Origin of the sequence: Paraburkholderia sp. CHISQ3, assembly GCF_030464945.1 — a bacterium.
Lineage (GTDB): Bacteria > Pseudomonadota > Gammaproteobacteria > Burkholderiales > Burkholderiaceae > Paraburkholderia > Paraburkholderia megapolitana.
Window position 1 is genome coordinate 231,980 of sequence record NZ_JALPRG010000010.1, and the last position, 17,222, is coordinate 249,201.

The 17,222-nt window shown below is 62.1% G+C and carries 13 protein-coding genes and 2 tRNA genes; 8 read left to right on the plus strand and 7 right to left on the minus strand.

The genetic code is table 11. The features are described from left to right. Positions 1-17: 17 nt before the first annotated feature. The 3 genes from M0D65_RS23595 to M0D65_RS23605 all read left to right on the plus strand — a co-directional run bounded on the left by M0D65_RS23595 (position 18) and on the right by M0D65_RS23605 (position 3,930). Positions 18-1,832, plus strand: coding sequence for an amino acid ABC transporter permease/ATP-binding protein (locus tag M0D65_RS23595; RefSeq protein ID WP_301718882.1), 1,815 nt, complete (start codon positions 18-20; stop codon positions 1,830-1,832). A gap of 40 nt (positions 1,833-1,872) precedes the next feature. Next, the gene (locus M0D65_RS23600) at positions 1,873-2,814 is read left to right on the plus strand and encodes an ABC transporter substrate-binding protein (protein ID WP_266254869.1); all 942 of its coding nucleotides are present in this window, start codon (positions 1,873-1,875) and stop codon (positions 2,812-2,814) included. Between the two features lie 72 nt (positions 2,815-2,886). After that, positions 2,887-3,930 carry an LLM class flavin-dependent oxidoreductase gene (locus M0D65_RS23605; RefSeq protein WP_266254870.1) on the plus strand — a complete coding sequence of 348 codons (1,044 nt, stop codon included), beginning with the start codon at positions 2,887-2,889 and terminating at the stop codon, positions 3,928-3,930. A gap of 150 nt (positions 3,931-4,080) precedes the next feature. Here M0D65_RS23605 and M0D65_RS23610 read toward each other — a convergent pair. Both M0D65_RS23610 and M0D65_RS23615 read right to left on the minus strand, forming a co-directional pair. Further along, positions 4,081-4,166: transfer RNA gene (locus M0D65_RS23610), tRNA-Leu, on the minus strand. A 148-nt stretch (positions 4,167-4,314) separates the two neighbouring features. Further along, positions 4,315-4,401, minus strand: a tRNA-Leu gene (locus tag M0D65_RS23615). Positions 4,402-4,721: 320 nt separating this feature from the next. Here M0D65_RS23615 and rnr point away from each other — a divergent pair. Both rnr and rlmB read left to right on the plus strand, forming a co-directional pair. After that, complete coding sequence (rnr, locus tag M0D65_RS23620; RefSeq protein WP_091016858.1) at positions 4,722-7,190, plus strand: ribonuclease R; 2,469 nt, start codon at positions 4,722-4,724, stop codon at positions 7,188-7,190. A 127-nt stretch (positions 7,191-7,317) separates the two neighbouring features. Continuing rightward, the gene (rlmB, locus tag M0D65_RS23625) at positions 7,318-8,064 is read left to right on the plus strand and encodes a 23S rRNA (guanosine(2251)-2'-O)-methyltransferase RlmB (protein ID WP_091016223.1); all 747 of its coding nucleotides are present in this window, start codon (positions 7,318-7,320) and stop codon (positions 8,062-8,064) included. 99 nt (positions 8,065-8,163) lie between these two features. Here rlmB and M0D65_RS23630 read toward each other — a convergent pair whose 3' ends face one another. Together M0D65_RS23630 and M0D65_RS23635 are read right to left on the minus strand one after the other, a co-directional pair. After that, complete coding sequence (locus M0D65_RS23630) at positions 8,164-9,048, minus strand: hypothetical protein (protein ID WP_266254809.1); 885 nt, start codon at positions 9,046-9,048, stop codon at positions 8,164-8,166. A gap of 158 nt (positions 9,049-9,206) precedes the next feature. Continuing rightward, positions 9,207-9,968, minus strand: coding sequence for a hypothetical protein (locus tag M0D65_RS23635; RefSeq protein ID WP_266254810.1), 762 nt, complete (start codon positions 9,966-9,968; stop codon positions 9,207-9,209). A 205-nt stretch (positions 9,969-10,173) separates the two neighbouring features. Between M0D65_RS23635 and rpiA the strand changes: the two genes are divergently transcribed. Next, positions 10,174-10,869, plus strand: a complete 696-nt coding sequence (gene rpiA, locus M0D65_RS23640; protein ID WP_266254811.1) for a ribose-5-phosphate isomerase RpiA — start codon at positions 10,174-10,176, stop codon at positions 10,867-10,869. A gap of 28 nt (positions 10,870-10,897) precedes the next feature. On the opposite strand, the gene M0D65_RS23645 is transcribed toward rpiA, so the two are convergent. After that, positions 10,898-11,413: a TonB family protein gene (locus M0D65_RS23645; protein WP_266254812.1), complete on the minus strand. Its 516-nt coding sequence runs from the start codon at positions 11,411-11,413 to the stop codon at positions 10,898-10,900. 91 nt (positions 11,414-11,504) lie between these two features. Next, the gene (locus M0D65_RS23650; RefSeq protein WP_266254813.1) at positions 11,505-12,749 is read right to left on the minus strand and encodes a glycosyltransferase family 4 protein; all 1,245 of its coding nucleotides are present in this window, start codon (positions 12,747-12,749) and stop codon (positions 11,505-11,507) included. A gap of 210 nt (positions 12,750-12,959) precedes the next feature. Between M0D65_RS23650 and M0D65_RS23655 the strand changes: the two genes are divergently transcribed. Together M0D65_RS23655 and M0D65_RS23660 are read left to right on the plus strand one after the other, a co-directional pair. Further along, positions 12,960-14,156, plus strand: a complete 1,197-nt coding sequence (locus tag M0D65_RS23655; protein ID WP_266254871.1) for a glycosyltransferase family 4 protein — start codon at positions 12,960-12,962, stop codon at positions 14,154-14,156. 114 nt (positions 14,157-14,270) lie between these two features. Further along, positions 14,271-14,696 (plus strand): type II toxin-antitoxin system HigA family antitoxin, encoded by a 426-nt coding sequence (locus M0D65_RS23660; protein ID WP_266254872.1) that lies wholly within the window; start codon positions 14,271-14,273, stop codon positions 14,694-14,696. Between the two features lie 114 nt (positions 14,697-14,810). On the opposite strand, the gene M0D65_RS23665 is transcribed toward M0D65_RS23660, so the two are convergent. Continuing rightward, complete coding sequence (locus M0D65_RS23665; protein ID WP_266254814.1) at positions 14,811-17,222, minus strand: polysaccharide biosynthesis tyrosine autokinase; 2,412 nt, start codon at positions 17,220-17,222, stop codon at positions 14,811-14,813.

The following is a 17,222-nucleotide window of genomic DNA, read 5'->3' on the forward strand; positions in this document are numbered from 1 at the left end:
ACAGCGGGAGACAGATCATGAGCGATACCACCCAGCAGTTTCCGGGCACGGTCCCCGTGGGCCGTCCTGGGCACCCCGGCCAGCTGGACGATGACACAGCAGGCGCGGAATACGCGCACTACCGGATCGTCCCGGCAAAACATCACGCACGCACGGCAGGAACGGTACTGGCGATCGCGCTGATCGGCATCGTACTGAACTCGGTACTTGGCAATCCTCGCTGGGGCTGGGGCGTTTTTGCGGAGTGGTTTTTTGCCGGACCCGTGCTCGAGGGACTCGTGCGCACGCTCGTGCTCACCGGGCTTGGCGCACTGTTCGGTTTCGCGCTCGCGGTCCCGCTCGCACTGGCGCGCGTGTCGCGCTCGCCGCTGCTGGCCGGCTGCGCGTGGGCGTTCATCTGGCTATTCCGCTCGATCCCGCCGATCGTGCTGCTGCTACTGCTGAACAACCTCGGCTACCTGTACGAGACGATCTGGATCGGCGTGCCGTTCACTCACATCGCGCTGCTGAATCAATCGACGACCGATCTGATCAGCCCGTTCTTCGCAGCGGCGCTCGGGCTCACGCTGAACCACGCGGCGTTTTCGGCCGAGGCGATTCGCGGCGGGATTCTGTCCGTCGATCACGGGCAGCGTGAAGCTGCTGCCGCACTCGGTTTGCCGGGGGCGCGCCAGGTGCGACGCATCGTGTTGCCGCAAGCAATGCGCGCGATCCTGCCCACCGCGTTCAACGACGTGATCGGTCTTGCGAAGGGTACGTCGGTGGTCTACATCCTCGCGATGCCGGATCTGTTCTACACGGTACAGATCATCTATCACCGCAATCTCGAGGTGATTCCGTTGCTGATGGTCGCAACGGTCTGGTATCTGATCATTCTCACGGTGTTGTCGGCGATCCAGGTTCACATCGAACGGTACTATGCGCGCGGCGCGACGCGCGAGCAGGTGGTGGCATCGCCGTTGGCTACGTTGTTCAAACACTGGCGTAACGTGCGTGCTGCGGCCCGACTGGCGGCGCACACTCGAACGACGTCCGATGCGGGCACGACAACCGGCTGGGCGCAGCGGCGCGTCGGCGGCAAGGTGGGTATTCACAATGTATCGAAGAGCTTCGGCGCGCTGAAGGTACTCGATAACATTTCGCTCGCGATTCCCTCGGGCAGTGTCACCGTGATTCTTGGGCAATCGGGCTCGGGCAAATCGACACTGCTGCGCTCGATCAATCACCTCGAACGCGTCGACGACGGCTTCATCGACATCGACGGCGATCTGATCGGCTATCGCCGCGACGGACGCACGCTCTACGAACTCAAGGAGAAAGACGTCCTGCAACGGCGCCGTGCCGATGTCGGCATGGTGTTCCAGAGCTTCAACCTGTTTCCGCACCTGAGCGTGCTCGACAACATCGTCGAGGCGCCGCTGGCATCGGGCGTGCCGCGCGGGCAGGTGGAAGCCGAAGCACGCGAACTGCTCGCGCGAGTGGGGCTTGCCGACAAGGCCGACGCGTGGCCGCGCCAATTGTCGGGCGGCCAGCAGCAGCGGGTGGCGATCGCGCGCGCACTGGCGCTCAAGCCGAAGGTGCTGCTGTTCGACGAACCGACATCGGCGCTCGACCCGGAGCTTGTCAACGAAGTGCTCGACGTGATCCGCCAGCTCGCACGGTCGGGCACGACGCTGATCATCGTCACACACGAAATCGGTTTTGCACGCGAGGTCGCGGACACGATCGTGTTCATGGACGGCGGACGTATCGTCGAAATGGGTTCGCCGGCGAGCGTGCTCGGCGATCCGGCGCAGGCACGCACCCGCGAATTTCTCTCGAAGGTGCTGTGATCATATGCGACGTGGACAACGCTACGACTCGAAACAGCTTGTGACTCAACGGCGCACGTTCCTGATCAACCTGAGCGCGCTGGCTGCAACGCCGCTTGCGTGGCCAGTTGGGTTCGCACACGCCGCAACGCAATCTTTCGATTTCAGCGCCGAACAGAAAGAGCGTGTCCGCGCGCCGAAAGATGCCACTGCCTCGAGCGGGCTCGCCGGCTATCGCTTCGTCACACCTGGCGTGTTGACGGTGGCGATTTCGCCATACGCCGCGCCTATTGCCACGTATGCAACCGACGCCCGCAGCGTCGTGGGCTCCGATCCCGATTACGCGCAACTGGTCGCCGATGCACTCGGTCTGCATTTGCAACTGGTCCCGGTTGCGTGGGCAGACTGGCCGCTCGGTCTCACATCGGGCAAGTTCGATGCCGTCATCTCCAACGTCGGCGTCACCGAGAAGCGCAAGCAGAAGTTCGACTTCACGACTTACCGGCTCGGGTTACACGGATTCTTTGTGCGGGCTGACAGCGCGATCAAGTCGATCCACGAACCGCAGGATATTGCCGGGCTGCGCATCATCACGGGTTCCGGGACGATCCAGGAGCGCATCCTGCTCGAATGGAACCGGCGCAACGCTGCACGTGGGCTGAAGGAAGCCACACCGCTGTACTTCGACGATGAAGCGTCGGCGCGCTTGGCGCTGCTGTCGAAACGAGCGGACGCGATCTTCAACCCGGATGCGCCGCTTGCCTATGAGGCCGCGACACAAGGGCAGATCCACCAGGTGGGTACCGTCAACGCGGGCTGGCCGTACAAGGCCGATGTCGCGATTGCGACGCGCAAGGGCAGCGGTCTCGCGCCGGCGCTGACGGTCGCGACGAACGGCTTGATTCGTGGTGGGCAATATCGCGCTGCGCTGGCGCGTTGGGGCTTGCAGGCGGAGGCTATCGATCGTTCGGAAACCAATCCCGCCGGATTTCCGGATGCGTGATTGAAGACGCTGCTGGCTAGCGCTGCGATGCCGGTTGTGGATGCATCGTCGGAACCACTACAGGGACGAAGTATGTGTGCCGTGCGTATCGATCATCTTGCTTTTCTGACGCCGGGAAATTACCCGGACGACGCGCCACGCGACGGCTTCGAACAAACACTTGAACTGTTCGGTGTGGGCGAGGCGCTGGGGTACGACAGCGCGTGGGTACGTCAGCGTCATCTCGAGCGTGCGGTGTCATCGTCGGCGACGCTGCTCGCTGCGGCGAGCCAGCGCACGACGCGCATCGGACTCGGCGCGGCGGTGATCCAGATGGGCTATGAGAATCCGTTTCGCCTCGCCGAAGATCTTGCAACCGTCGATGTGCTGTCTCGTGGGCGCCTCAATGTCGGACTGAGCGCGGGTACGCCGGCACACGGCATCCTGCTTGGCGACCGGCTGTTCGATGCGAATCCGGAACTGATCGATTTTTCGCACGCCCGCATCGAGCGACTGCGCCGCAATCTTGCGGGCGAATGGCTCGGGGACGAGGACGCGTTCATCGAATCGGCGGCAGGTCGTGTACGGCCGCGCGTGACGCCGTACGCGGCAGGTTTGACTGAGCGGCTCTGGTATGGCGGCGGTTCGCAGCGTTCGATTGAATGGGCCGGTCGCAACGGGTTCAATCTGCTGCTCGGCAATATCACGTCGGGCGAGGGGACCGACGATTACCGCGACGCGCAGCTACGACAGCTCGAGCTGTTTCGCTCGCAGTGGAGCGCAGCGCGCGCACCGCGTGTCGCGCTGGGCCGAGTGATCGTGCCGACCGATGGCGCCGATGCGCCGACGCGGCAGCGCTATCGCGAGTTTGCCGAGAAGCGCCATGCGCGTACGCTGGCTCCGCATGGTGAGCGGCGTACGTTGTTTGCGCCCGATCTGGTCGGTTCCGCCGATGAAATTATCAGTCGCCTGCTCGATGATCCGGTGGTGGGGCAGGTAAGCGAACTGCGGCTTGAGTTGCCATATGACCTGCCGTTTGAGAATTATCGGCAGATTCTTGAGGACTTCGTTGCGCGGATCGCGCCGGAGCTGGGCTGGCGGCCTGAGACTGCGCGCGAGTCCGTCGCGGTTGGGTAGCTTTGCGAAAATTTGACGTTGTATGGGGTCGTGGTGCCGCGGCAAAACTGGGCGCGTAAAGGGCGCGCGCCTTCTGGGCGGCCCAAAAACAAAACGCTCGCAAAGGCGAGCGTTTTTATAAGTCCTGCAACTGATCTGAATCTACTTCGCTGGTGCCAGGAGAGGACTCGAACCTCCACGGTGTTGCCACCGCTAGGACCTGAACCTAGTGCGTCTACCAATTCCGCCACCTGGGCATCCTTCAGGTCAAGCCGTAATTTTAGCGAGATGATGCATTGTGTCAATTGGAAGTTGAAAGCGTCCAATGCAACTCATCTGTCTGCCGCGCGAAGTAAAAAACAAACCGCAAAAAGAAAAGCCGCCCGAAGGCGGCTTTCCGATATTTGGTGCCCAAGAGAGGACTCGAACCTCCACAGTGTTGCCACCGCTAGGACCTGAACCTAGTGCGTCTACCAATTTCGCCACCTGGGCAGGTGTCTGTCTTTGCCGTGTTACTCGGTCAGTCGTGTTGCTTGTGACCAGCAGCAAAGAATGCAATTATAACCGTCGGGCGAAAGCTGTCAAGCGTTTCGAACGTACCCCAAGGTGCCGCCCGGTTCGTCCGGTTGCCGCGACGTCGAGCGCCGCGTGGCGTGGAATACGGGTGTTAGAATGCCTCGCAGAAGTCTTTGGGTCGGCGCGCGGGCGCCTTGGGCCCACCTCCGGGCGAGCCGGTTCGGTTGAGCGCTGTAACGAGCCGCGTCATCTCGCCACGACGTTCACGCAACGAGAACAAGATCATCGACAAGCCCTTGAGCAAATATCCGTACCCGATTCCGAGCCGCGAAGAAATCCTCGGCGTGCTGCGCACGAGCGAAACACCGCTTGCCGCGAACGACATCGCCGAAGCGCTGTCGATCAAACGCCAGGAGCGCGAAGGATTTTTCAAGCGCCTCGGCGCCATGGAGCGCGACGGCCAGATCCGGCTCGATCAGCGCGGTCATTACCAGCTAACCCATCCGTCCAACTTCGTCGCCGGCCGCGTGCAGGGGCATCGTGACGGTTACGGTTTCCTCGTGCGCGACGACGGCCAGGACGATCTGTTCCTGCCCACCGGCGAAATGCAGAAGGTCATGCACAACGATCGCGTGCTTGCGCGCATCGTCGGCTACGACCGGCGCGGGCGGCCTGAAGGCCACATCGTCGAGGTCACCGACCGTGCGAACCGTCGCGTGATCGGTCGTCTGCTGAGCGAGAACGGCGCCATGATCGTCGCGCCGGAAGACAAGCGCATCGGCCACGACATCCTCGTCACGCAGAACACGAAGAAGGCGAAGGTCGGTCAGGTGGTGGTGGTCGAGCTGACCGACTTCCCGAGCCGTCATTCGCAACCGCTCGGCCGTGTGGTCGAGGTGCTCGGCGATATCGACGACCCTGGCATGGAGATCGAGATCGCGGTGCGCAAGTATGGTGTGCCGCACGAATTCGATCGCGCCGCGCTCGACGAAGCCGCGAAACTCCCCGACGAAGTCCGTCCCTCCGATCTGCGCCATCGCGTCGATCTGCGCGATGTGCCGCTCGTCACGATCGATGGCGAAGACGCACGCGATTTTGACGATGCCGTGTACTGCGAGCCGGTTACGGTCGGTCGGGGCGACGGCTTCCGTCTGATCGTTGCGATCGCCGACGTGTCGCATTACGTGCTGCCGAAGGGCGGCCTCGATGCGGATGCGATCGAGCGCAGCACGTCGGTGTATTTCCCGCGCCGCGTGATTCCGATGCTGCCCGAGAAGCTGTCGAACGGCCTGTGCTCGCTGAACCCGCACGTCGATCGTTGTGTGCTGGTCTGCGACATGATCATCACCGAGCGTGGCGAGATCAAGGGTTACCAGTTCTATCCGGGCGTGATGCATTCGGCCGCGCGGCTTACCTATACCGAGGTGGCCGCCGTCCTGAAGAATACGAAAGGCCCCGAAGCGACAAAGCGCGCCGCGCTGATGCCGCAGCTGCAGAACCTGCATGGCGTCTACAAGTCGCTGTTCGCGGCGCGCCAGAAGCGCGGCGCCATCGACTTCGATACGACCGAGACTTACATCGTCTGCAATGCGCAGGGCAAGATCGAGCAGATCGTGCCGCGCACGCGCAATGACGCGCACAAGCTGATCGAAGAATGCATGCTGGCCGCGAACGTCTGCGCGGCCGACTTCATGAAGCGCAACAAGCACCCCGGTCTGTATCGCATACACGCGGGGCCGACGGCCGAGCGGCTCGAAAACCTGCGTACGTTCCTGCGCGGTATGGGGCTCACGCTCGGCGGCGGCGAGTCGCCGCATGCGAGCGATTACGCGGCGTTGATGGCGCATATCCGCGACCGCCCCGACGCGCAGATGCTGCAGACGATGCTGCTGCGTTCGATGCAGCAGGCCGTCTACAGTCCCGACAACATCGGCCACTTCGGGCTTGCTTACGAGGCGTACGCGCACTTCACGAGCCCGATTCGCCGCTACCCCGATCTGCTGACGCACCGCGCGATCTACGCGATCCTGCAGGGCAAGAAGTACAACCCGGAAGCACCGGAAGGCGTCGTGCTGAACACGGCGCTGTCGCCGCGTGCCCGCGCGATGCAGCAGGCCGACGACGAGAAGCGCGGCAACCGCCGTCGCGAGAACACGGCGATCTGGGAAGAGCTCGGTCTGCATTGTTCGGCGAACGAGCGCCGCGCCGACGAAGCCTCGCGCGACGTCGAAGCCTGGCTCAAGTGCTACTTCATGCGCGACAAGCTCGGCGAGGAATACGGCGGGATGGTGAGCGGCGTGACGTCGTTCGGCATCTTCGTGCAGCTCGATGCGCTCTTTATCGAAGGGCTCGTGCACGTCACCGAACTCGGCTCCGACTACTTCCAGTACGACGAGATCAAGAACGAACTGCGCGGCGAGCGCACGGGCATTCGCTACCGTTTGTCCGATCGCGTGCGCGTGCAGGTGAGCCGCGTCGATCTCGACGCACGCAAGATCGATTTCCGGCTCGTGCGCGATGCGCCGGTCAAGCCGCCGGCAAGTCGCGCGGGACATGCGGAGAAAGCGGTGCTCGAAACGGGTGGTGGGGCGCGCGTGCGTTCGTTGCCGCCGGCCGAAGGGGCGCGTCGCAAGAAGCCTGCGCCTGCGCAAACGGCTGAGGTGAAAGAAGCACGTGCTGCTCGCGGAGCGGCGAAGAAGCGTGGCGTCGCGCAGAAATCGGCACCGAAGTCGGCGCCGAAACCGCAGACGCGCAAGAAGCGCTGACGTTGTCTTCAGTTTCACCGCGCGCAGCCGGTATCCGTACCGCACTGCGCGCGTTGTGCATTTTTCAGCAGGTTTTTATCAGAACTAGAAGCGCATCGTCGATCGCTTAATCAAAGGTTGTTCAGTCATGTCACGTCTCAAGGTTCTATACGGTTTCCATGCAGTGACCGCGCGTCTGCGGCACGATGCGTCGACGGTCGAAGAGGTCTATTACGACGCGACGCGGCGCGATCGCCGCATGCAGGAGTTTCTGAATGTGGCGAAGGAGGCGGGCGTCCGTCTGATCGCCGCCGATGAAACGCGTCTGTGGGGGCTCTCGCATACCGAGCGCCATCAAGGCATCGTCGCGCGTGCCAGCGATCTGCCGCTCGCGCAGAATCTCGCGGAACTGCTCGACAGTATCAATGGGACGGCGTTGCTGCTGGTGCTCGACGGGGTGACCGATCCGCACAATCTCGGCGCGTGCCTGCGCGTCGCGGATGCCGCCGGTGCGCATGCGGTGATCGCGCCGCGCGACCGCGCAGTCGGACTCAATGCGACGGCCGCGAAAGTCGCGAGCGGCGCCGCGGACACGGTGCCCTACATCACGGTCACGAATCTCGCGCGTGCGTTGCGCGAACTGAAGGACGCCGGCGTGTGGGTGATCGGTACGGCTGGCGAGGCAACCAAGAGCCTCTACGAGACGAAACTCGATGGACCGGTCGCTCTCGTGGTCGGTGCCGAAGGCGAGGGGATGCGGCGTCTGACAGGTGAAACCTGCGACGAAGTCATGCAGATTCCGATGGCAGGCACTGTGGAGAGTCTGAATGTGTCGGTGGCGAGTGGGGTGTGTCTGTTCGAGGCGGTCAGGCAGCGGGCGGTCCTTAAGAAGTAAGGATCTGGCTGCGTTTTGACTGCTGATTTTCGCGCGGTCATTTGATAAATTAAAATTCTATAGTGAGGCGAAGTGGTTGTTTTCGCCCCACTATTTAATCTATTGACCTGTGATTAAAAAATTTACTGCTTTGTCAATTTCTGCACCAATCATTATAAGAGTTTTAGGGTTGTTGTCGGTCTTGCCAAAATAAAGAATCCCCGACGCTCGAAGCTCTGATAAATCGCATTGCGGCGTTTTCTTGTAGGAAAAATACATATCATAGGCGTTATCTTTTTTCCTTGGCGAAATTCGCCCTTCACCTGTGCATGTTCCCGGTCCTTCCAGTTCGGCATTTCCATTCTTGTCCATCATGAGGAATGCCGGTGCATTCACGCTGAGGTTCGCGGTGTCGGTAGATCCACTGTAAGACGTTCCACGGATATTGATGCCTATAGCGGCTGGTAGCTGATCAAGGCTCGCCGTCTCTTCGTTACTACTGCTGTAGTTTAGCGAGATTGGGATGCCGGCCCCTGGGGCTGGCTGATTGGCCCCCTCTGGTACATAGTTCAGATGTCCCGTGATGGCCTTCTTTGTCACGTAAGATCCGGACATCTCAGCAAGTCCCTGCTTATCACTATGATCTATCGTAAAATCGGAAACATCAAAAACGAAATTGGCGCTGTCCGCGTTTCTAAGCCCCCCAGTCAGAATATGGGTTGAATTATCTGTTTTATTTGTGGTGACCAGATGCATGGTGCCATTATCCAGGATAATTCCCGTGATAGTTTTTCCGTCGCCGGTCGTCCCAGTATAGATTCCCCTAACATCATTAATGGTCGAGGAAGATGGCGATTGGGTTGGCGGCGTAGATGAGGGCGTATTTGCTGGTGCACTGTCGCCGCCGCCTCCACCGCATCCGTAAAGAGCGAAGGTCGCGATTATCGCGGAAACGAATAAACATCTGTTTTGTTTTAAAAAATCCCGCTGAACCCGCAATTTCAAAATTGATCTCCCGTTGTAGTTGTCAGGTACGGCCCGACGACGACAGCGTAGAACGGTTTCAGAATAATTACAATAACCATACGGCATTATTAAAGCACATTAACAGGCCTGCCCGAAAAATCCAGGCAGGCCGTACTGCACTCTTATTGCCGCGTGTCCTACTTTTTAGTCACATCGAACAGATAACCGGTCTTGCGGTCGCTCGTGGTCAACATCCCCCTAAGCGATCGATCGGTGCTGTTGAAATACGCCATACCGCTCAACAACTGCCCGGCGAGTGCACAGTCAGTACCGGCAAACGTCGCCGTAACGTTGTACACGTTGCCACGTACCCGGGTCGCAACCGTGCCGGTAGACGAGCACAGTACACCGGAGAAATTCGCCGCGCCGCCTCCTGCCAGCGTCAAACTCACCGGCGCGAGACTGCCTCCTTGCCCGAAGCTCGACACAAAGAACCCCGAGTACGATCCAGCGATCGACGTCAGTGCCGGCGTCTTCTCATAGTCGGCATCGTAGTTCCCGGTGAAGGTCGCGCTTCCTGTGCCGTTCGTATACGCGATCGTCCCGTTCAGCGACTTCTTCTGCGTGTACGACGCGCTGACGTTACCGGACACGATGCCCAGCCCCTCGAGATTGAAGTCGCGCGCATTGTCCGACGAGAACGATCCGTTCTTCGACGTACCGCTGCCCACCACGACGCCGCCAGGCATCGCGCTGCTACCGGACACCGAGTACATGACGTAATACGTGCCGTCATCGAGCACGAACGCATCGATTTGCCGGTTGTTCGAGGTGGTCCCGTGGTACATCCCTTCGGCGCTGGTTGCAGGAGCGGGGCCGGTGTTATCTCCACCACCGCCGCCACCGCCGCATGCCGTCAGCGCAATGGCCATCCCCAGTGTGGTTACTGCAGTTTTCATGCTTCCCTCGTTATAAGAATGTAATTGCCGTGTAATGACGGCGGAAGCATGTTAGCCGTGGTGAGGGATTACAGTGAAGAGGGGCCGGTCTAATTTAGTTTTAAATTTCCGCGAGGTCGTTAAACGGCAAGCGGCGGCGACCTGAAATCCAGCGACGAGCCGCGACTCCGGTAAACTCGATGCTTTTCCGCCTCCCGCTCTCTCCATGACTCAAGACGAACTCAAGCAACTGGTCGGCCGCGCCGCCGCCGACTACGTCAACGCCAACGTGCCCGAGGGCGCCATCGTCGGCGTCGGTACCGGGTCGACCGCGAACTGCTTCATCGATGCGCTCGCCGCGAGCCGCCCGCGTTATCGCGGGGCGGTGTCCAGTTCGGTTGCAACGACGGCGCGTCTGCAGTCGCACGGTTTCAAGGTGTTCGATCTGAATGAGATCGATTCGCTGCCGGTTTACGTCGACGGTGCTGACGAAATCGACGCGAGCGGCGCGATGATCAAGGGCGGCGGCGGGGCGTTGACGCGCGAGAAAATCGTCGCATCGGTGGCGGATGTGTTCGTCTGCATCGCGGACGCCTCCAAGCGCGTGGCCGTGCTCGGCCAGTTTCCGCTGCCGGTCGAAGTCGTGCCGATGGCACGTACCGCCATCGGTCGACGCGTGACCGCGCTCGGTGGCGTGCCGGTGGTGCGCGTCAAGCAGGACGGTACGCCGTTCATTACCGACAACGGCAACGAGATCATCGACGTGAAGGGCCTGCAGATCCACGATCCGCGCGCACTCGAAGCGCAGATCAATGCGTGGCCGGGTGTGGTGACCGTGGGTCTGTTTGCGGCGCGCGGCGCCAACCTGTGTCTGATCGGTGCGGAGCACGGCGTCGAAACGATCGAATACGGGCAGCGTTAAGCGTATTCGTGCTCGCCTGCAACGGACACTAGTTGCAGGACGTCGCGCTGCCGACCGTCGTGCAGGTATGGGCTGACCAGTGGGTCTCCGTGGACAGTCCCAGCCGCGGACTCGACGCGAAACGCAGATCGATGCGTGTCGCCGGTTGTCCGGTCGGCGCGTGCGGCAGTGGCGCTGCCGCGGCGATCGCCTGCGCGGCCAGCGTGTCCCACGCGGCGTCGCCGGTGCTGTGCAGCAACTGCGCCGATGCGACGCTTCCATCAGGCGCAAAGCGTATCGATACGATCGACTCCGGATACCCGGCACGATCCCTCGATGCAATCCGCAGATTGGTGCTGATCAGACATCCGGTATAACGCGACCACTGTGGGCGCGTGAGTTGATCGAGCGAGTCGGGTGCCGGTTGGCCCGATTGACCCAACCGCTCACGGCATAGCCGCACGATAGTCGCGCTGTCGGGCACGCTCGGCCTATCGCTTGTGCAGGCTGTCAGCACCGCGAGCCCCAGCGCCAATATGACTCCCCCCAACACGCGCTGTTTCATTGTCGTTCTCATCGCCGGTTGATCGATGGGACGATTATAGGCGCTGCATTTACAGGTGTAGCGCTAGCCGAGGCACAGCCGGGTCGAGTCGTCAGCGCACCGTATCCGCGATCGCATCGGTCATTTTCCGCACATACATACCCAGCGAAAAATCGCGTTGCGCATCGGCTTGCGCCTTTTCGGCGAGACGTTGTGCAAGATGCGGCGACACGCGCAACGTTCGCATGGCTCCGGCGAGTGCCTCGACATTGCCGGGCTCGACGAGCCAGCCGTTGCGCAGGTGCCGCACGATCTCGGTGACTCCGCCGGCCGCGGTCGCAATGACTGGTCGCTCGGCCGCCATCCCTTCGACGATCACGCGACCAAACGGCTCCGCATCCGTCGACGTATGCAACACGACGTCCATCGCTTTCATCCATAGGGGCATGTCGTCGCGAAAGCCCATGAAGTGCACGCGCTCGCTCACACCGAACTGTGCCGCGAGTTCATGCAGATGCTGGACATAGTCATCCTCGCCGAACAGCGCGGCGCCGACCAGCACGAGATGTGCATCCGGCACACGGGCAAGCGCGGCAATCGCGATGTGCTGACCTTTCCACGGCGCGAGCCGGCTAAAGAGTCCCGCGAGCCACGCGTGTTCGGGTAGCCCGAGGCGCCCGCGCAACGCGATGAGATCGGCGGGGCTCAATTTGCCCGCTGCATTGAACGCGTCGGTGTCGATGCCGTTGTGCACGACCGGCGGCATATCGGCCATGCGTCCGGTGAGTTCAGCGAGCGATTGCGCGGACGCATGCGAATTCGCGACCACACGATCGACCGCGAGCCGCACGAGCCACTTCACCACGAGCCGCTGTGCGAATCCGAAATGCTCGGGCGACATGATGTCGTGCAGATGCCAGATCACGGGCCGCCGATGCAGCGGCTTGCCGAGCGCACCGATCACGAGCGCCTTCTGCGTATTCAGGAACAGCACATCGTAGCGTTTCGCCACGTCCGCGATTGCACGCACCTGACGCACGATACCGGGCAATGCGCGCAACCACCCGAGGCGCAACGACTGCCTGCCGATACCCGACACACGCGCATTGCCGATCACTTCGACCGGCACGCCAAGCGTTTCGAGCCGCGCGCGAAACGGTCCATCCGAGAGCAACACTACCTTGCCGCGCGAGGCGCACGCCTCAGCGAGCGGCAGCAGCGAAAACTCCGCACCACCGAGCTGACCGCTTTGATCGACGAACAGCACCGACGGTGCGTCTGCGTTGTCGTGAACAACAGTGTCGCTATCGGCGGCACGGGCGAGTGGGAACGGCGAAGCGATACGAGGACTGTTCATCGTCGGGCAAGCGTAGCAAGAGAGGTAACAGAGACGGGCGTAGCCGGCGGCTCGCCGGATCGGTGCATACACGCAACCGGCGAGTTTCCATTATTCGCGCGTTGTCTCACGCGCAGTGTGGCCGCGCGCACGCACGGCCGCAGACACGCCCCGTACACTCGGTTGCGTGGCGAGGGTTTGTCCGTGCGCCGTCCTACAGGTATCGAAATGATGAGAGTGGCGATCGTGCACGACTGGCTTGTAGCGCCCGGCGGAGCGGAGAAGGTGCTGGAGCAGATCATCCAGTGCTTTCCCGACGCCGACCTGTTCAGCCTGGTCGATTTTCTCGAGGACCGCACGCCGGTGCGCGGCAAACCGGTCACGACGTCGTTTATCCAGCGCCTGCCGTTTGCACGGCGCCGCTATCGCAGCTATTTACCGTTGATGCCGCTCGCCATCGAGCAGTTCGATCTGTCGGGCTACGACCTGATCATCACGAGTTCGTACGCGGTGGCCAAGGGCGTACTGGTCGGTCCCGACCAGACGCATGTGAGCTACGTGCACTCGCCGATGCGCTACGCGTGGGACCTGCAGCATCAGTACTTGCGCGAAGCGCGTTTGATGCGCGGACCGCGTTCGTGGGCCACACGTGCGTTGCTGCATTACCTGCGTGGCTGGGATGCGCGTTCGGCGAACGGCGTCGATTGTCTGATCGCGAATTCGCATTTCGTCGCGCGCCGGATGCTCAAGACCTACCGCCGCAACGCTGTTGTGATCGCGCCGCCGGTCGACGTGCACAACTTCGAACTACGCGAACAGAAAGACGATTTCTATCTGACCGCATCGCGGATGGTGCCGTACAAGCGCATGGATCTGATCGTCGAGGCGTTCACCGCGATGCCGCAGCGCAAGCTGATCGTGATCGGCGACGGCCCGCAGATGGCCGAGCTGCGCGCGAAGGCCGGCCCCAATGTACAGATACTCGGCTATCAGCCGTTTGCGGTGCTGAAAGACCATATGCAACGTGCCCAGGCATTCGTATTCGCCGCCGAAGAGGATTTCGGCATCGCGGTCGTTGAAGCGCAGGCGAGCGGCACGCCGGTCATCGCTTACGGCAAGGGTGGCGCGCTGGAAACTGTCGTGCCGCTCGGCGAAGCACAACCGACTGGCGTGCATTTTGCGCAGCAGAGCGTTTCCGCCGTACTCGATGCCGTCGATCGTTTCGAGCGCCATCGCGCGGCGATTTCGCCGGCTGCGTGCCGCGCGAATGCCGAGCGATTTGCTGCGGCGACGTTTCGGCGCGCGTTCATGGTCGAAGTGACGCGCACGATTGCGGCGGCTGGTGCGCGCGAGCGCAGCAGTGCGTCGCGGCCCGCGGACCTCGCGTGGCCACGCGATTCCGCACCGGGGAGCATGTGGGGCCGTTGAGCGCGGGCACCACAAGCAGTTTCATCAATCAAGACCAACAGACAGCCGTCATTCGTTCGTGGGGAGACTCAAGTGGACTGCAGACGGCGCGTGGACGAGGACGAATCGACGCATATGAATGCCGATCGCATTGCGGGACCGTTTTCCGCCATCATCGAAGCCTGGGCCGCATTGCAGGCCCAGGTGCCGTTAAAACCCGTGCGCAGCGAGACAGACTTCCAGAGGATGACGCGGCTCGCAAGCGAACTCACTGATCATCTGCAAGGTGACGCACAGCATCCGCTTGCGGATCTGCTCGGCATCGTTACCGATCTCGTAGGCGTGTGGGGCACACGGCATGTGGAAGTACTGCCGGAAGCCGCGCCGCGTGACGTGCTGCGTCATCTGCTCGAGACGCACAAGCTGCGGCAGAAGGATCTGTCCGACATTGCGTCGCCGACCGTGATCAGCGACATTCTTGCGGGCCGGCGAGCGATCAGCAAGAACGTCGCGAAAGCGCTGGCCGTGCGTTTTCATACGGACGTGGCGCGGTTTCTGTAACTGCGCTGGCTGCCGGACCCAACGACACCCAATCACACAAAATGAATTTTCCGGCAGCACACGTCTGAAAACGTGTGCTGCCGGCGTTCGCTCGTTGCGTGCCTGAACGGAGTACTAGCCAGGTGTATTCGTACCGAGCGGATCGCTTGCCGTGTACGTATAAGCGTACGCGTAGTCATAAGTGCCGTAGCGCCCACCGCTTTTCAGCGGCACAGCATTCATCACACCACCGATCAGGCGTGCCCGCGCGCGCCGCAACTTCTTCAGCGATTCGCCGATGTTGCGTTCGCTATGTGCGCCCGCGCGCATCACGAGCACGGTCGACCCGGCGATGTGCGCAATGATCGCCGCGTCGGCAACGGCGAGCAACGGCGGCGTATCGATCATCACGATGTCGAACTGCTGCTCGAGTCGTTGCAGGATTTCCCCGAAGCGCGCCGAAGTGAGAATCTCCGACGGGTTCGGCGGATAGGCGCCGGCCGCGATGAAGTGCAACCCTTCCACGCCGGTCGGGCGCGCAACGACGTCGAAGTCGGCCTGGCCGGTCAGCAGTTCGGTAAGACCACCATGCGGCGAGCGACCGAGATACTGAGCGAGCCGGCCGCGTCGCAGGTCGGCGTCGATCAGCAACACACGTTTGCCCGATTCCGCGAGCAGCACGGCGAGGTTCGCGCACAGAAAGCTCTTGCCGTCCGACGGCGCAGGGCTCGTGATCGCGACGATACGATTCGGTGCGTCGATCAGCCCGAACTGCAACGTCGCACGCAAACCGCGCAAACCTTCCACCGAAATATCGAACGGCCGGGTGGTCGCGAGCAAAGAACGGGTCGGCGGTTTCGCGCGCGGTACGACGGTCTGCGTGCCGGTTTTGACGCGCGTCGGCGCGTGCGGTGCGGCGGACGTAGCACGCGGGCGCACCAGCCGCGCGAAGCTGCCCGGTAACGCGGGCAGGCCGGCGCCGGTGCCGACGCGGCGGGCGGCCGCGCCCGGCAGGGCAGCACGCGCGCTTGCCGAGAGCCGGTCGCTGTGCGCCTGCTCGGCACTGAACGGAATCGAACCGAAGATCGGCATCTGGAAGCGCCGCTCGACGAATTCCGGATCGGTGACGCCGGTAAAGAACGTGCGTCGACAGAACGCGAACAGAATGCCCGCGATCACGCCGAGCACCGTCCCCGCCGAGATGATCAGCGCGGCTTTAGGACGTACCGGTGCCGCCGGCAACAACGCTTCGTCGATGATGTGCACGTTACCGATCGTGCCGGCACGCGAGATCGACAGTTCCTGGGTCTTGTTCAGCAGCGCGACGTAGATTTCTTCGGCGACTTTCGCGTTGCGCTGTAGCGCAACCGCATCGCGTTCGGAGTTCGGTAGCGTCTTGAAGTGATCCTCGAAGCGGTCCTTTTCGCCGGTCATCGCGGCGAGTTGCGCATCGACGGTTTTGACTTCGGGGCTTTCGGCTGTGAAGCGCTGTAGCAACTGCGCACGCGTAATGCGCAGCGCCGCAATCTGCTTCTCATAGTCGAGGCCACCCGACAGATACACGGAAGCTTCCTGAGTCGGCTGGAACGAGCCGACACGCGCCTGGTATTCGGACAGCGCAGTTTCGGCGTGATGCACTTCGTCGCGCAGGCGCGGCAGTTCGCTGTTGAGGAACGACAGCATGCGGCTCGCTTCTTCCTGTGCACGTTCGGTACGCTGCTGCAGATACGACGCGGTGATCGCATTCGCAATCGCGGTGATCGCGTGCGGATCGGTGCCCATGTACGACAGCTGTACGACACCGGTGTCGCGACCCTTCTCGGCAACCTGCAATCCGGACGACAGGCGCGCGACCGCATCGAGCGGGTTGTAGCGCGTGACGAAGAACTCGGTGCCGGCCCGCGCCGTCAGCGTGCTGACGCGCATCGCGATGCCGCTACCGTTAGCCGTGACGCCCGCAATACCGGTGACGAGCGGCTGGCCATACGGGTCGAGCAGCATGTAACGCCCATCGCCGAGCGCACGCAGTACAAGTTGCGCACCTTCGAGCGGTTTCGGCACGCTGATCGAATCGAGCGAGAGCTGTTCGCCGCCCCATGCGTAAGAGCGCATACCGAATAGCGCCGGCAGCGGGTGGCCCGGCCGCGCGAAGAGCGCAGTGAGCTTGCCGAGCAGCGGCATCGTATGCGGCCATGCCGTAATGTTCAGCTTGAACTGCTCGACGACCGGCTCGACCACCGCGCGACTCTTGATGATCTCGATCTCGGCATCGGTGTGCATCGCTCCCGCCGACGGCACGAGCGCAGCCAGCGCCTGGCTCGCCGAATTCGTGCTGGTGCCGGTTTGCGATTCGACCTGGATCAGTGCATCCGCGGAATAGATCGGCGTGGCGATCTTCGTGTAGATCACCGACGCGAAGATCACACAGGCCGCGATGCCGATCACCCAGCCGATCTGATCGAGGATCAGCCGCAGCAGATCGCGCGTCACAGCGTCTTCGTCGTTGCCCGAAGCAGGGGAATGCTCGAGCATGTCATAGGTACTCAT

What these genes read in the sequence shown, in the direction of transcription:
- M0D65_RS23595 (WP_301718882.1), top strand. Translation starts at nt 18, where the DNA reads ATGAGCGATACCACCCAGCAGTTTCCGGGCACGGTCCCCGTGGGCCGT.
- M0D65_RS23605 (WP_266254870.1), top strand. Translation starts at nt 2,887, where the DNA reads ATGTGTGCCGTGCGTATCGATCATCTTGCTTTTCTGACGCCGGGAAAT.
- rlmB (WP_091016223.1), top strand. Translation starts at nt 7,318, where the DNA reads ATGTCACGTCTCAAGGTTCTATACGGTTTCCATGCAGTGACCGCGCGT.
- M0D65_RS23635 (WP_266254810.1), bottom strand. Translation starts at nt 9,968, where the DNA reads ATGAAAACTGCAGTAACCACACTGGGGATGGCCATTGCGCTGACGGCA.
- rpiA (WP_266254811.1), top strand. Translation starts at nt 10,174, where the DNA reads ATGACTCAAGACGAACTCAAGCAACTGGTCGGCCGCGCCGCCGCCGAC.
- M0D65_RS23645 (WP_266254812.1), bottom strand. Translation starts at nt 11,413, where the DNA reads ATGAAACAGCGCGTGTTGGGGGGAGTCATATTGGCGCTGGGGCTCGCG.
- M0D65_RS23650 (WP_266254813.1), bottom strand. Translation starts at nt 12,749, where the DNA reads ATGAACAGTCCTCGTATCGCTTCGCCGTTCCCACTCGCCCGTGCCGCC.
- M0D65_RS23655 (WP_266254871.1), top strand. Translation starts at nt 12,960, where the DNA reads ATGAGAGTGGCGATCGTGCACGACTGGCTTGTAGCGCCCGGCGGAGCG.
- M0D65_RS23660 (WP_266254872.1), top strand. Translation starts at nt 14,271, where the DNA reads ATGAATGCCGATCGCATTGCGGGACCGTTTTCCGCCATCATCGAAGCC.
- M0D65_RS23665 (WP_266254814.1), bottom strand. Translation starts at nt 17,222, where the DNA reads ATGAGTACCTATGACATGCTCGAGCATTCCCCTGCTTCGGGCAACGAC.